Source organism: Streptomyces sp. HUAS TT7 (assembly GCF_051550175.1).
GTDB lineage: Bacteria > Actinomycetota > Actinomycetes > Streptomycetales > Streptomycetaceae > Streptomyces.
In genome coordinates, this window is sequence record NZ_CP196176.1 from 240,879 (window position 1) to 254,332 (window position 13,454).

General features: G+C 69.8%; 11 protein-coding genes. 5 read left to right on the top strand and 6 right to left on the bottom strand.

Features of this window, described 5'->3' with window-relative positions:
• The first annotated feature begins 21 nt into the window (after nucleotides 1-21).
• Entirely contained in the window at nucleotides 22-1,938 is a 1,917-nt protein-coding gene (locus tag ACSHXC_RS41475) for an acyl-CoA dehydrogenase family protein (RefSeq protein WP_438297368.1), read from the top strand.
• A gap of 24 nt (nucleotides 1,939-1,962) precedes the next feature.
• On the opposite strand, the gene ACSHXC_RS41480 is transcribed toward ACSHXC_RS41475, so the two are convergent.
• Nucleotides 1,963-2,691 carry a GtrA family protein gene (locus ACSHXC_RS41480; RefSeq protein ID WP_438297370.1) on the bottom strand — a complete coding sequence of 243 codons (729 nt, stop codon included), beginning with the start codon at nucleotides 2,689-2,691 and terminating at the stop codon, nucleotides 1,963-1,965.
• Nucleotides 2,692-2,955: 264 nt separating this feature from the next.
• Here ACSHXC_RS41480 and ACSHXC_RS41485 point away from each other — a divergent pair, with 264 nt between their 5' ends.
• The 4 genes from ACSHXC_RS41485 (at nucleotide 2,956) to ACSHXC_RS41500 (ending at nucleotide 7,492) form a co-directional block, all read left to right on the top strand.
• Complete coding sequence (locus ACSHXC_RS41485; protein ID WP_438297372.1) at nucleotides 2,956-3,666, top strand: TetR family transcriptional regulator; 711 nt, start codon at nucleotides 2,956-2,958, stop codon at nucleotides 3,664-3,666.
• Between the two features lie 915 nt (nucleotides 3,667-4,581).
• Entirely contained in the window at nucleotides 4,582-5,583 is a 1,002-nt protein-coding gene (locus tag ACSHXC_RS41490) for a bifunctional DNA primase/polymerase (RefSeq protein WP_438297374.1), read from the top strand.
• Nucleotides 5,584-5,642: 59 nt separating this feature from the next.
• The gene (locus ACSHXC_RS41495) at nucleotides 5,643-7,091 is read left to right on the top strand and encodes a DNA primase family protein (RefSeq protein WP_438297648.1); all 1,449 of its coding nucleotides are present in this window, start codon (nucleotides 5,643-5,645) and stop codon (nucleotides 7,089-7,091) included.
• Nucleotides 7,088-7,492 (top strand): DUF6009 family protein, encoded by a 405-nt coding sequence (locus ACSHXC_RS41500; protein WP_438297376.1) that lies wholly within the window; start codon nucleotides 7,088-7,090, stop codon nucleotides 7,490-7,492. Before ACSHXC_RS41495 ends, ACSHXC_RS41500 begins: the two co-directional genes overlap by 4 nt.
• A 309-nt stretch (nucleotides 7,493-7,801) precedes the next feature.
• Here ACSHXC_RS41500 and ACSHXC_RS41505 read toward each other — a convergent pair whose 3' ends face one another.
• From ACSHXC_RS41505 to ACSHXC_RS41525, 5 genes are all read right to left on the bottom strand, one after another.
• Nucleotides 7,802-8,530 carry a TetR/AcrR family transcriptional regulator gene (locus tag ACSHXC_RS41505; RefSeq protein ID WP_438297378.1) on the bottom strand — a complete coding sequence of 243 codons (729 nt, stop codon included), beginning with the start codon at nucleotides 8,528-8,530 and terminating at the stop codon, nucleotides 7,802-7,804.
• Nucleotides 8,531-8,663: 133 nt separating this feature from the next.
• Nucleotides 8,664-9,221 carry a telomere-protecting terminal protein Tpg gene (gene tpg / locus ACSHXC_RS41510; protein ID WP_438297379.1) on the bottom strand — a complete coding sequence of 186 codons (558 nt, stop codon included), beginning with the start codon at nucleotides 9,219-9,221 and terminating at the stop codon, nucleotides 8,664-8,666.
• A gap of 9 nt (nucleotides 9,222-9,230) precedes the next feature.
• Nucleotides 9,231-11,381: a telomere-associated protein Tap gene (gene tap, locus ACSHXC_RS41515; RefSeq protein WP_438297381.1), complete on the bottom strand. Its 2,151-nt coding sequence runs from the start codon at nucleotides 11,379-11,381 to the stop codon at nucleotides 9,231-9,233.
• 351 nt (nucleotides 11,382-11,732) lie between these two features.
• Entirely contained in the window at nucleotides 11,733-12,440 is a 708-nt protein-coding gene (locus ACSHXC_RS41520; protein WP_438297383.1) for an RDD family protein, read from the bottom strand.
• A 90-nt stretch (nucleotides 12,441-12,530) separates the two neighbouring features.
• Nucleotides 12,531-13,202 (bottom strand): hypothetical protein, encoded by a 672-nt coding sequence (locus ACSHXC_RS41525; RefSeq protein WP_438297385.1) that lies wholly within the window; start codon nucleotides 13,200-13,202, stop codon nucleotides 12,531-12,533.
• Nucleotides 13,203-13,454 lie beyond the last annotated feature (252 nt).

The window sequence follows — 13,454 nt, forward strand, 5'->3', positions numbered from 1 at the left end:
TCACGGGGGAGAGTGCCGAGCATGGCTATGCTCACGTTCCAGAAGGAAACGCCCGCCGTCGTAGCAACGAAGACGGTCCCCATCACCTCAGCGCCAAGTGATCCGGCCCCGTTCGGAAGCCGGGCCCTGGCTTCGGGCGAGCTGGCTCACCTGCTCTTCGACCAGCAGGACCGGGACCGTGTCCATGAGTCGTGGCGCAAGCTCATCAGTGGCAAGGAGTTCTCCTACCGCCCCGGCCTCCCTGCCGTGGCGCGGACCGCCCTCTCGTATCACCGTCTGCGTCTGGTCAACGACGCCGTCGACAACGCCGAGGCACTCGCGTCCGACCCCCGGCGACTGGCCAGCCTGCACGAGTGGACCGGGTTCGTCGACAGCGGCCTGTGCACGTTGGCGAGCATCCACTACAACCTGTTCCTGGGCAGCGTCCTCGATCACGACGGTTACCGGCGCAATCTGTCCGAATTCACCTCGATGCAGCAGACAGGAACGTTTCTGTGCACCGAGTTGGAGCACGGCAACGACGCCGCGGCGCTGCAGACCACCGCGACCCTCGACCCGGTGACCGGCGGCTTCCTCCTGCACACCCCCACCCCGGGCGCGCGGAAGTTCATGCCGAACACCAGCATGACCGGCGGCCCCAAGAGTGCTCTGGTGGCCGCGCGCCTGGTGATCGGGGAACAGGAGCACGGGGTGTTCCTGTTCCTGGTGCCGCTGAGTGATGAGACCGGCCCCCGGCCCGGGGTCACGGTCGTCCCGCTGCCGGAGCGGATGGGAAGCCCCGTCGACCACTGCCTCACCTCGTTCGACCAGGTACGGCTGCCTCCCGAGGCCCTGCTGGAGGCCGAGCACGGGCAACTGGCTCCCGACGGAACGCTGAGCAGCAACGTGGGCAACCGGCGCAAGCGCTTCCTGCGCTCCATCAGCCGTGTCACCACAGGCAAGCTGTGCATGAGTGCGGCTGCCGTCGGCGCGTCCCGCACCGCCCTCGCGATCGCGGTGCGCTACGCCCACAGCCGTCACATCAGCGGCCCGAAAGCCGGCGAGCAGGTACCGCTGGTCGCGCACCGCAGCCACCATGCCAGGCTGCTCCATTCCCTCGCCACCGCCTACGCCATGACGTTTCTACACCGCTCGGCCGTTTCCGCGTGGTCAGAGCACACCTCTGCGGACAAGGCGGATGCCGAGCGCCTGGTGGCCGTCGCCAAGGGCTGGACCACCTGGCAGGCCCGCACCATCATGATCGAATGCCGGGAGCGGTGCGGGGCCCAGGGCCTCTTCCACGTCAATCGCCTGGCCGACCTGCAGGCCAACGTCGAAGGCACCATCACCGCCGAAGGCGACAACCTGGTCATCTGGGTGAAGGCCGCCGCAGAGATGATCTTCAGTCACCAGGCGGACCGTCACGGCTTGTCGGACCGGCCCGCCGCCGAGCGGCAGCTGACCGATCTGGACTTCCTGCGCGGCCTTCTCGCCGAGGTCGAAGCACTGTGGCAGACACGAGCCCGCATCGCGGTGCGCCAGGGCCCGTTCGGCGACCCGATCGCGCGCTGGAACGAGACGTCCGGCCCCGCCCTGGAGATGGTCTCGGCACATGCGCGCCTGAAGGCGACCGACGCCTTCCTCGCCGCGGCCGAGCAGGCGACGGACTCCACGGCCCGCTTCCTTCTTGAGAGCCTGTGCCGACTGTTCCTCCTCCAGCAGCTCCGCGAGCACACCGGTGACCTGCTCGCCGAGGGGCACCTGGCTATCGAGCACATACGCGAGCTCCCCAGGGCGGTCGAGACCGTCGTCGCCGAGCTCGCCCCGCACATGCTGACGCTCGTGGACGCCTTCGACCTGCCGGACGAGGTCCTCGCGTCGATCCCCATCGCCAGCGGCGCCGGCGTCGACCAGTACCTCGACCGGATGCCCGACGTCGCTGAACCGGTGCACGCCTGACCCCGGTTCAGCAGCACGGGGTCGTCATCGGCCGGCCCGGCCGGATCTTTCCAGCACCGGCCGGGCGGCGCCTGCGCCCGGGGCGGAGGGCCCGCCCACCAGACCGACGAACCGCATTCCGCCCCCGCACACGGACGAGGAGACGGGTCGTGCGGAGTGATGGGGCCGGTAGTGGCAGTGTGCGGCGCGCGGCGACGAGGTGGCGTGTGCGAGCGGACGACGCGCCACCCTCATCCACTGCTCCCCCTCATGTGCCGTGTGCAGGACGGAGGTTGTCACTGCTTTGTCGTCGCCCGCGACGTTTCCGGGCCGGACTCGTTCCCGGCCCGGGCCGGCGGCGAAGACGAACATCCTGAGGACGACGAAGCGTCCGATGCCGGCGAGTCCGGAGGCCAAGAGGTAGACGATGGCCTCGCCCAGCACGCCGGGCGAGGCCGCGACCAGGTGCAGAACGGCCATCGCGGCGCAGGTCACCACATAGGCGGCCACGGCCGAACCGGCCGACTGCAGATGCTGGCGCCAGTCGGCGCTACGGCGGGCTCCAAAGGTGAAGCGGGCGTTGACCTCGGTGGCCAGGAGGGTCGACGCGGCGGTGACCAGCGCGTTCGCCACCGCCCAAGGCGTCAGCAGGGCAACCAGGGCCACCGCGGCACTGGCAGCCACGCCGATGCCGCCGTCGTAGAGCGCGAATCGGGCGAACGCGGCGAACGGGCCGGGCACCGCGGGAAGTTGGTGCGTTGCTGACGTCGCCATCCGCCTCTCCCCTTCGATTCGCACGACATACGTTATGAGGAACAGCGTACGGCTTCAGGAACACCGTTCGCAAGGACGCACATCGTTCAGACTCCCCTGATCGCAGCAAGCAATAAGGAATCAAGGGGAATGGGTGCAACGTGCGCCCGCGGCCTGTTCAGGCGTGGTCGAAACTGGGCCCGGGCAGAGTGCACACTTTCAGTACCGCGGAGAGCCACCGCGCGCCCCTCACGCGTCCATCGGCGACCCCAACTCGGAGCGAGCATGACGAAGCAGCAGGGCCGGGCGGCGCGGACGCGTGCTGTCCTCGTGGAGGCCGCAGCCGCACACTTCGACCGCGAGGGATACGAGGGAACGTCCCTGGCCAAGGTGTGCGGGACTGCGGGCATTTCGCTGGGCGCCCTCACCTTCCACTTCCCGACCAAGGGGGAACTGGCCGACGCGGTGATGGACGAGGGCCGCGCGCTCACACAGGCGGCCCTGCTTCAGGTCTCGGCCCGTCCCGGTCCCGCGCTGCACAAGGTCGTCGAACTGACCCTTGAACTCACCCGTCTGCTGGAAGAGGAGACGCCCGTCCGCTGCGCGGTGCGGCTCTCCAGGGAGCGGCCGGGCGCCGAGGGCTGGCCGGAGGTCTGGCTCCCGGTCGTGAAACAACTCGTCGACCAGGCCCACGCCGAAGGGCAGTTGCGGGGCGGAGCCGGCCCGGCGGAAGTCACGGTGCTGGTCCAGTACCTGACGGCGGGCGCCGAGGCGTTCCTGCGGAGCCGCCCTGGGGCAGGAGCGGCAGCGCGGAGCGGTGTCGCCCAGCTCGAAAGCGTCTGGCGGCTGGCTCTGGCGGGGGTGGGCATGAGCGAGGAGGCCGGCCCGGCCAGTGAGACCGGGTGGTCTTCGGGCGGCGGGCGGGCGGCGGCAATCCCGCTTTCCGGGGAGGCAGGTGAGGGTTCGTCGGAAGCCGGCCCGGCCATCCGCTCCTGAGGACCGGTCCGTTGCGGCACTGGTGGTACTTCCCGGCCTTGGGAAGTACGCAGGCCTGACCGCGATCAGGCCTGAGTTGTGTACCAGGAGAACTCGCCAGTCACTCGACAAACAGACCGGTTACCCTTTATTTTGCGGAGGAAGGTTTACCCGAGCCGAGGACGGATCGCGCGCACGCCTCGGGGAACCGGCGGCCACAAAAGAAGAGCCGGTAACTGACACAGCACAGCAAGGCTCTGCGCGCCTGCAAGCCGCGGAGCGTCACTTCGCACGCCCGGGGGAAACGGCATGCACATCACCAAGGAACGTCCTCTCACGTCACAACCCGGTTCGCCAGCCACGGTAGTGCCCAGGACGAGCGTTCACCCCCCGGTGATCTCCCGTGTGTTCCTGACCGGCTGACAGAGCGGGACTTGGACGGCTGCTGGGCAGAGGCCGACTTCGCTGCGTGCCGAGCAGCTGACCCCCTCCCCCGGCGCCGCGCCGCGGGCAGCCCTCACGCGGGCGGACAGCCGCGCTCAACGGGCCCTTGGCTCCGACGGGAACGGCTGTGCTGCCGGTCAAGAAGCCCGGCCGACATGGACGCCGTAATTCCGTCGCATATTGACGACTTCATTACGCGGCGAGCGTCGCTTCGGTCGCTACCGAGGGGAGAGGCTGCTCGGGCATCGGGAGTGTCGGGCAGCCGTCCCGCCGGGGGCGCCGACTGCAGGACCGTTCGAATGCACTCCGCTAGCCTGTGCTGAAGTTTGTTCGACCTTGAGTCGCTTCGGTCGCTGAAAGGAACCATCGATGCCCCTTGGCCTGGGGATTTCTGACAGCGACTCATCCCGGTACACAGCGATCGAGCAGGATCGGCCCAGACCGGGGACGTCGTTGGACACCGCCTTATGGTGCGCTGAACAGGGCTGGCCGGTGCACCCGTTGGCCCCTGGACGCAAGACGCCGGCCGCCAACTGCGACACCTGCCGGAACCAACCGCACAGTGCTCAGGCATGCCCCTGCATCGCCGCCGGTCGTTGGTGCCACGGCTTTCACGCCGCGACGACCGACCCGTCCCGCATCGCGGCCTGGTGGACGGAGCAGCCCCGCTTCGGGGTCGGCGTGGCCTGCGGGCCCGCGAACCTCGTGGTGATCGACGTGGACGCGCACCGGGCGCCGCTGCCGGATCCCGACCGGCTCCTGCCCGGCATCCACATCCCTGCCTCGGTGTCGTTGGGGGGCCTTCAGCACGGCTTTCACAGCCTGGCCCTGCTGGCCGCCCTGCGCGGCGCCCAGGACCCGAGCCAGGACGACTCGACCTTGCGGGTGCGCACTCCTTCCGGGGGGCTGCACCTGTGGTACACGGCGCGGCCCGGCCATGTCTGGCGCTGTTCCAGCGGGTCGAGTGCCCGGCGGGCACTGGCGTGGCAGGTCGATGTCCGGGCGCACGGCGGCTACATCATCGCTCCCGGCACCACGACCGCCGCCGGCACGTACGCCGTCTGCCGGCCCGTCAGGCGCCCCGCGCCGCTGCCGGGGTGGCTCGCGGCCGAACTTGAGCGCACCGGCCACCGTCCGGCGTCGACGTCTCCGAGAGCGGCGACACCTGTACCCTCACGAGCCCGTGCAGCAGTCATCGCTGCGCGCGGCGGCCGCGACGCGGCACAGCGAAGCCTGGCCACCGTGCTGACGGCGGTGGCGGAATGCGCGGCCGTTCCCGAGGGCGCGGGCTTCAGCGAGAAGCTCAACCGCGCCGCCTTCACCGCAGGCGGGCTGGTGGGAGCCGGCCGCATGACCCTCGCCGACGCGGAGTCCGCGCTGCTGGCTGCCGCCGTACATGCACGTCCCGGCCAAGAACGCCGCTCCCTGCAGATCATCCGAAGCGGGATGAGCGCGGGCAGCCGACGGCCGCTCAATCCGGGAGACCGTACGTGAACGACGCACCACCGCCCCAGGAGGGCCTGTTCGACCCGGTCGAAGTCGCCCGCCAGATCATGCTCGGCTCCGCCGACGGCGTACCCGCACAGGCGGCATCCGATCCGCTCGCAGCACAGGCCAGTGAGCACGGTCTGCTGCCCGACAGCCTCAGCGACCGGGGCAACGCGAAGCTGTTCGTGTCCTTGTACGGGCGGGACTTCCGCCATGTCCCGGGTCTGGGCTGGTACCGCTGGTCCGGATTCCGCTGGGAGATGGACGAGGACGACAACGTGCTGTGGGCGGCCGGCGAGATGGCCGAGTCGCTCGCCGAGACCGACGCCCGTGCGCGGTACACCGATTCCGCGCTGCGCCGCCATCGGCGGCGGGCTCTGTCCACGTCGGGGATCAAGGCCATGCTGATGCAGGCGAAGGCGGCGCCGGGCATGGTCCTCAACGCCTCCCTGCTGGACGCCGATCCGTACGCCCTGTGCACGCCCGACGGCGTCATCGACCTCACCACCGGCGCGCTCGCCCCGCCCGATCCCGAGAAGCACTACCACTCGCGCGCCACGAGCGTCCCCTCCCGGACGATGGCCACACCGCGCTGGCAGCGCTTTTTGACCGACACCTTCGGCGACGGCGCCGACGGACACGAGATGATCGACTTCCTGCACGAACTGCTCGGCTACTCCATCACGGGCGATGTCGGCGCGCAGGTCATGCCGTTCCTCTACGGGCAGGGCAAGAACGGCAAGAGCGTGCTGCTGGACGTGATGGTCAAGCTGCTCGGCGACTACGCGGATGCCGCCCCGCCCGGCTTCCTCATGGCCCGCCCCTTCGAGGGACACCCCACCGACCTCGCGGAACTGCACGGCCGGCGCATCATCGTGTGCTCGGAGCTCAAGCCCGGCGACCGGTTCGACGAGGCCCGGGTCAAGCTCCTGACCGGCGGTGACCGCATCAAAGCCCGTCGGATGCGTCAGGACTTCTTCGGGTTCAACCCGACCCACAAACTCTGGCTGCTGGGCAATCACCGTCCCGAAGTGGGCACCGGGGGTTACGCGTTCTGGCGCAGGATGAAGCTCATCCCCTTCGAGCGGGTCGTCGCGGACGACCGCAAGGTGGACAACCTCGCCGACGTCCTGGTCACCGAGGAAGGTCCCGGCATCCTCAACTGGCTGGTCACCGGCGCCTGTCGTTACCTCACCGGTCCACGGGACCTCACGGGCCCGCAGCGGGTCCGTACCGCCACCACGGCCTATGCCGAGACCGAGGACCACACCGGTCGCTTCCTGGGCGAATGCTGCACGCTGGCACCCGCCAGGCGTGCCGAGCAGGCGCAGCTCTACAACAGCTACAAGGAGTGGTGCCAGCTGGAGGGCGCCAACCCCGTCTCGTCCAGAGCCTTCGCCGCCCGGGTACGGGAGACTGTCGGCATCGCCACCCCCAAAGACATGATTCTTTCGAATCAGCGGAAGTTCTACCCGGGAATCGGGCTCAACACCGAAGTGGGAGCAACCTCATGAGCGCCCTGATCGAGCCCGAGCAGCTCGCCCACGAGAGCAGGCTCGTATGGCTGGAGGACATCACCGGCCTGGACTACGTGCGCCAGAGCCTGGACCGGCTGCCCACCCGCAGCGGCAAGCCTGCCTACCACCGGGGCGGCCGCATGGTGGGCTACGCGGTGCTCGGCCCCGAGGCGCGCTCCTCCCGCGCGTCCGGCACCTTTCTCCGCCGTGTGTTCTGGCTCGCGCCGCATGACCGGGACGGTCAGCCCGCGGGGCTCTACGCGTGCGGAGCTCCGTCGGAGGCTGTCGATCCGCGCACCATCGCCCCGCGGATCAAGGGGTACAAGACCCAGCGGTCCGAGGGCGGCCCGGAGTCCGAGGCGATGCGCGAGCTCGGCATCACACTGCCCAAGGCCTGAGCCCGGGCAGCGACTGACGGCGGGCAGCTCCTCAGCGACTGAGTAGCTGCCCGCCAGTGCTTTAGAAAACACCAGGTCAGATGGGTTTTGCCAAGTCATTCAGCGACTGAAGCGACCGAGGTCTCCATTTATGAAGACATTCCCGCGCGTGTGCGCATGCGCGTGTGCGTGTCATAGATGGGAGGCGTCAGTCGCTTCAGTCGCTTTTTCAGCAGGGACAGGCTCTTGACCTGGGACTACTGACGGCTGAAGGGCAAGCGACCGAACGAATCAGAGTCGCTTGCCCTTCCGTCGCTGCGCGGCGGCCGCCTAACCGCCGGTGTGGCCGAGCCGGACCTCCAGGCCGTCCAGCACCCGTTCCAGCGCGTACGCGAAGTTGTCCTCGCGGATCTCCTGCGGGTTCTTGTCCCGGTGCGCGGCCTGGCCCTCGCGCAGCCGCGGGTAGTCCTGTGCGGCCTGTTCGGCGGCCGGCATCAGGCTTTCCAGCCACTCCTGCTCGTCCTTGCCGCTGCGGGCGATCATCGACAGATAGGCGGCCTCACTGGTCGTCATGCCGATGACGCAGGCGATGACGGTGTTCATGGCCTGGTCGGCCTCCTCGGAGGCGAAGCCCGCCGCTTCGAACACGGCCAGCATGCGGTCCGACATCCGCATCACGTTGGGCCCGAGGTGCACGAGTCCGACCTGGCCGAGGACGGAAGCGACCCAGGGGTGGCGCAGCACCATCGACCGCAGGCTGTGGGCACTGGCGCCGACAGCCTTCCGCCAGTCGGTCGCGCCTTCGGCGGCCGGCACCACGAGCTCGCCGTAGACCTCGTCCACGACCAACTCGATCAACTCGTCCTTGCTGGCCACGTGCCGGTAGAGGGACGTGGCCCCGGCTCCGAGGCGGGTGCCGAGGCGCCGCATGCTCAGGGCCTCGAGTCCCTCGGTGTCCAGCAGCTTCACGGCCTCGGACACGATCTGCTCGCGGCTCAGCTGTTCACGCTGTCGGTGCGGACGGGTCCACACCGAGGGAATCGGCGTCTCGCCAGCCATAGGTGTCCTCTTTCTCTCCCGCTCGAACAATCTTTGTACCGGCCCACCGTAGTCATGCCGTTCGCATGTTGCGTACACCGAACGCGCCGGGGCAACCGGCATTCCGTACGGGCACTACCGGGTTTCAGCCCGTCTAGTAGTCGAGCTCGACGTAGTCGATGTCGCTGAACTCGACCACGAGGCCCTGGGCGCGGCGACCACGGTCCTTGAAGTAGATCTCCTGGAGGCCCTCGGCAGCGATGTCCCGCAGCTGCTGCTCGGTGGCGCCGGTGGCCTGGGCCTCGAAGAGCCGGGACGCGTAGGCCGGTGGCAGGGCCTGCGTGATGAGGCGCAGCCGTCCGTCGTCGCTGGTGCCCGGGGCGGCGGTGTAGCCGAACCGGGCGCGGGTCTCGATGACGATGCCGCCCGTGGTGGCGGCCTGCTTCTGTGCCCTGGCGCGCACCTTCGGCTGCCACCGCTTGCGCACCTCGCCCTGGAGCCGGGCCGCGAGTTCTGTGCGGGGCTGCTTGATCTGGCCCGTGAGGTAGCGCTCGACGGTGCGCTGGGAGATGCCCAGCAGCCGAGCCACGTTCCGGGTCGAGCCTTTCTCCTGCTTCACCAGGAACTTCACCTGTGCCTGGGCGGACTTGGGGATCGGCCGGGTGAACGTGTTCGCCGCGGCCTTGTCGAGGCTGTCGCCGAGGATGCCCATCCAGGTCGCCTACTCTCCGTCGATCGCGGCGTCCGTGCCCTTGATGTGCCGGGCCGGGTTGTGGCCTTCATCGAGCATCTTCACCGCCCACAGCAGTTCTTGGGTGCCCTCGTGCTTGACCATGCCGGGGCTGACTCCGAGCCGGAACGTCCCCGGTGCCGGTTTCCCTTCCGGTGTGTGCGGCAGGAAGTCCAGCGGGCCGGGCCCGTCGGCGAAGTAGACCGCGCAGTCGGACAGCAGGGCGACGGGCAGCAGGGCGTCGTCGGCGAGGTGCAGGTGTCCGTCGGGGAGCGGTGCCCGCTGGGTGGCCAGGGCCGTTCTGAGGAGCTTGCGGTGCATGTTGACGCGGGCGGTCGAGATGACGGCGGCTCGGATGTCGGGCCGCCAGGTCGGCCGTTCCAGCGCGGGCCAGCGCTCGCCGGGCCGATAGCCCGCGCCCTGCGGTCGCTCGCGCAGCTTGCCGATGCCTCCCTTGACCGTCGACTTGATGGCGGACAGGACGGCGGCCATGCCCGGGTCACCGGTCTTGCAGGTCTCCATCGCGGTGAGGAAGTCCCGTTCGTCCATTCCGGATTCGATCCCGAGGTCGGCCATCGTCGCCTTGTACGCCTCACTCAGCTGCTTGTACCAGGGGTCGAGGTAGGACCCGCTCTCAGGACGGATCCAGGCTTCGACCGGAGTCAGGGTGACGGGCAGCCGGTAGGTGGCGATGAGTTCGTGGGCGTAGGCCACGGTGGGAGTCGCGTACCAGGCCGGGCCGTGGGGCCGTACGCCGTCCGGTGTGAAGGGGCTGGGCAGGCGCGGGTCCAGCTCGATGCCGGACAGGTCGACCAGCCAGGAGCCCGGCACCGTCTTGTCGAAGGCCGGGGCGGTGACGTGGACGGGGGCACCGAGCCCGACGACGAGACGGTTCGCGGCGGCGAGGAACGCGGTGTTCACATCGATGCCGACCGCGAACTTCCGGGTGCACTCGGCGTCGGTGAGGAGCTGCGGGTCCCGGATCCAGTCGAAGGCTTCTTCGTCGAGGACGTCGGCGGGGGTGCGTTGGTGGCCGCGCGGGTGGAGAGCGGCCACGACGGGGTGCTCGTCCGGGGCCTCGGGCGGCGCCGGATCGACCGCCTCGGCGAGGGAACCGGGCATCGGACCGGACACCCATGCCTCGGAGCGCTGGTCCTTCACCGCGCGGGTCGGCGGCCGCAGCGCGGTCATCAGCTCCAGACCCGAGACGGCGGTCGAGCCGCGCGGGGTGATGACACGGGTCGCGTAACTGCCCAGCACACGGGCGAGTTCGGCCGGCGGGAACCGGTCCGCGCTCCCCCAGGCCCGGGCGTCGAGCGCGCCCCACGGCAGGACCGCGAACTGCACGCACTGGCGCTGTCCGGAGCGCGCCGGGCGGTAGACGCGCGCCCACGGCCCGAAGCCGCGCCTCGTCAGCTTCCACTTCGCCTTGGTGATCCGTTTGACCGTCGGGTGGGCCTCCGGCAGCCGCAGGCCCCGCCGGTCCTCCAGCACGGCCGGGAGCCCGAGGCGTTCGGCGGCGGCCGCCGTGACGACGACCAGCGGGTCGGCGTCCTTGCCCGAGCGGTGCAGCCGCGAGGCACCCAACTTCGCTTCGTTCAACGCCCATTCGACCAGGGACACGATGTCGGTGGCCGGGCAGTCGAGGACCAGGCCGCCCACGCAGTAGGCGGACCCGTCGCCGTCCAGGACGGCGAGCGGACCGTGTGCGAAACGGGGATCGGTCACGGCGGGAGGGGCCGAGTTGGCGACGGCCTTCTTCGCGGCCGCCCGGCGTACCGTCGGCAACGGCCCGGCAGCCGCCGGGGCCGGGGTAGCAGCGGGGGCCGGGGCGGAGACAGGGGCTGGCTCGGGCATGAGCTGAGGTGCGGCGATCGAGGGTGCGGGATAGCGGGCGGCAAGGCCTTCGAGGAGGCGGAGGTAGGCGGCACGCTGGGGCTGCCGGGGTTCCGTGCGCCCGGCCTCCCAGGAGGTCACGGACTCCCGCCGCACGTCCAGCGCCCTGGCGACCTGCTCCTGGCTCAGGCCCGCGGCCTTCCGAAGCCGCTTGCGTTCAGCCGGTTCCGGCAGTCCGTCCTCCGCGTTGACCTGCTCCAGCAAGGCATCGACCGAAGCGAACAGCCCCTCCTGCTCGTGGGACACATCCCTCACCTCCAGCAGCGCACCCTACGTGAACCGCACGTCGAAACGCACATGAAACGTACGTCGGACGGAGGCGCTCTCGGCGGGCCTCAGCTTGCTGTTCAGGCTCGGTGGCTTCGTTTGGGGCAGCAGCGCACGCGAGCGGTGTGGCCGTCGATGCGGAGGATGCACTCGTTGAAGAACGCCATGGGCCGCCCTTCGTCCTCGGTAACCAGCGTCAGCGCGAGGTCCGCGATGGGCCGGATCACCTGTGCTGTGCGAGCGTGCGCGGCGTTCGGTGGCCCTTCCGTCAAACACCGGCCAAGGCCACGTCCCCCACACCACACAGGCGCCGGGATCGCGGACAGGCGCTTACGGAACCGGGGTGGACTGGGGCTCGTACTGGGGCATGGGGGGTGCGGCCGGGGCGTTCTGCGGAGCCTGAGGAGTCCAAGTCGTGGTCGGTGGGGCATAGTCGGGCGTCTCGGCGTGTACAACCCTCGTGCCCGCCACACGGTCGGCCACCGTGCGGCCCGAATACGCCGACAGGGCGTTGAACCAGAAGACAGCCACCGCCCCCAGCCAGGCGAAGACGGACCAGACGGGGTGTCCGGAGATCAGCAGACAGCAGGCGAAGGAGAAGCAGCCCACGTCGGCGATGGTGGTCACGGCGGCACGGGCGGCGGCACGGGCGGGAGTGCGCGGGGTGATGCGGAGGCCGACGAGCGCTTTGCCAACGGTGCGGCCGGTGACGGCGAGGGTGGACCAGTGGTAGACGAAGGTCGTGGCGGCCAGGAGCAGGAAACCCTGGATCACGGCTGTGACCACCTGGTCCCAGAGCGACGTGGCGATCTGACCCGCCTTGCTGATGGCGCTGCCGTCGCCGGTGATGATCTGCCAACTGGACAGGCCGATTTCGGGAGCGTTGCTCCACACGTCGGTGATTTGGTGGGCGGTGTAGACGCCGATGGCGTACGCCGCGACGAGGATGAGGGCGAAATCGACCGACCAGGCGATCGCCCGGCGCGCGATGGCGGGGCGGTCCTGGGGCGTTAAGGGGTCCGGCGAGCTGGTGTACATGGTCGTCTCCCACTGGGGTGAAGGGCGGTGACGGCTCCGGTCGGCCGAGGTCGCCGGTCTCGCGTATCCAGATGTGCCGGTCGTGACCGGTCAGGCCCGCTTCCGGGGCGCGCAGACAGGGCCTCGTGGTCTGCGCCGTCGGCCGACCACGCCCGGATGCGGCCGGCGTCTTCCTTGCCGCGCCCGTCCCGGCGAGGGGCCTCGCAGCGCGCTGCTCCCCGTCCGAGCGGATTCGCGGGCCCGCCGACGGACCGGCCGTGGGTGGACACCTTCCGCCGCACGGGCGTCCGCACCGTCGTGGACCGATGTGCCGGGCGGGTCTCGTCGCTGGTCGTGGTCGTGGTCGTCGGTGAAGACGAACAGCCGGAGCACGATGAACCGCCCGAGGCCCGCGAGTCCGGACGCCGAAAGGTAGACGGCCTGCTCGCCCAGCACATTCGGCGAGGCCACAAGCACATGCAGAGCGACCATCGCGAGGCAGGTCACCACGTACGCACCCGCCGCCGACCCTGCCGACTGCACATGCCGACGCCACCCCGCACGACCACCGGCCCCGAACGTGAAACGGGCGTGCAGCTCCGTGGCGAGGGCCGTCGAGACAACGGTGACCAGTGCGTTGGCCAGCGCCCAGGGCAGCAGCAGGGCGAGGAGTGCCACAGCGCTGCTGGAGGCGACCCCCACACCGCCACCGCACAGGACGAATCGAAGGAAAGCGGTGAACGGGCCGGGCGCTGCGGCGAGTTGCCGCTCTTCCACCTCCATGACCCACCCCCACCCGATTCGTACGGCGTACGTTGCAGAGAACACTGTACGTACAGAAGAACAGTGTGCGCAAGCCTGGACGCCGTACGAGGGATGGTCGGGTGGCGGCCGAACGCAGGGCCCGCGCAAGGTTGTTGGCCATCCGTCCTCCGTCGGGATCGCTGCCGATGGGTTCCTCGCCGTGCGCAGCACTCCCAGCAGCTTTCACTGCGCGGCCGGGCTCGGTGCGAGCGTTCGAGCCGTCTTCGAGCC

What these genes read in the sequence shown, in the direction of transcription:
- tpg (WP_438297379.1), bottom strand. Translation starts at nt 9,221, where the DNA reads ATGGGCATCCTCGGCGACAGCCTCGACAAGGCCGCGGCGAACACGTTC.
- ACSHXC_RS41475 (WP_438297368.1), top strand. Translation starts at nt 22, where the DNA reads ATGGCTATGCTCACGTTCCAGAAGGAAACGCCCGCCGTCGTAGCAACG.
- ACSHXC_RS41495 (WP_438297648.1), top strand. Translation starts at nt 5,643, where the DNA reads ATGCTCGGCTCCGCCGACGGCGTACCCGCACAGGCGGCATCCGATCCG.
- ACSHXC_RS41505 (WP_438297378.1), bottom strand. Translation starts at nt 8,530, where the DNA reads ATGGCTGGCGAGACGCCGATTCCCTCGGTGTGGACCCGTCCGCACCGA.
- ACSHXC_RS41480 (WP_438297370.1), bottom strand. Translation starts at nt 2,691, where the DNA reads ATGGCGACGTCAGCAACGCACCAACTTCCCGCGGTGCCCGGCCCGTTC.
- ACSHXC_RS41520 (WP_438297383.1), bottom strand. Translation starts at nt 12,440, where the DNA reads ATGTACACCAGCTCGCCGGACCCCTTAACGCCCCAGGACCGCCCCGCC.
- ACSHXC_RS41500 (WP_438297376.1), top strand. Translation starts at nt 7,088, where the DNA reads ATGAGCGCCCTGATCGAGCCCGAGCAGCTCGCCCACGAGAGCAGGCTC.
- ACSHXC_RS41525 (WP_438297385.1), bottom strand. Translation starts at nt 13,202, where the DNA reads ATGGAGGTGGAAGAGCGGCAACTCGCCGCAGCGCCCGGCCCGTTCACC.
- ACSHXC_RS41485 (WP_438297372.1), top strand. Translation starts at nt 2,956, where the DNA reads ATGACGAAGCAGCAGGGCCGGGCGGCGCGGACGCGTGCTGTCCTCGTG.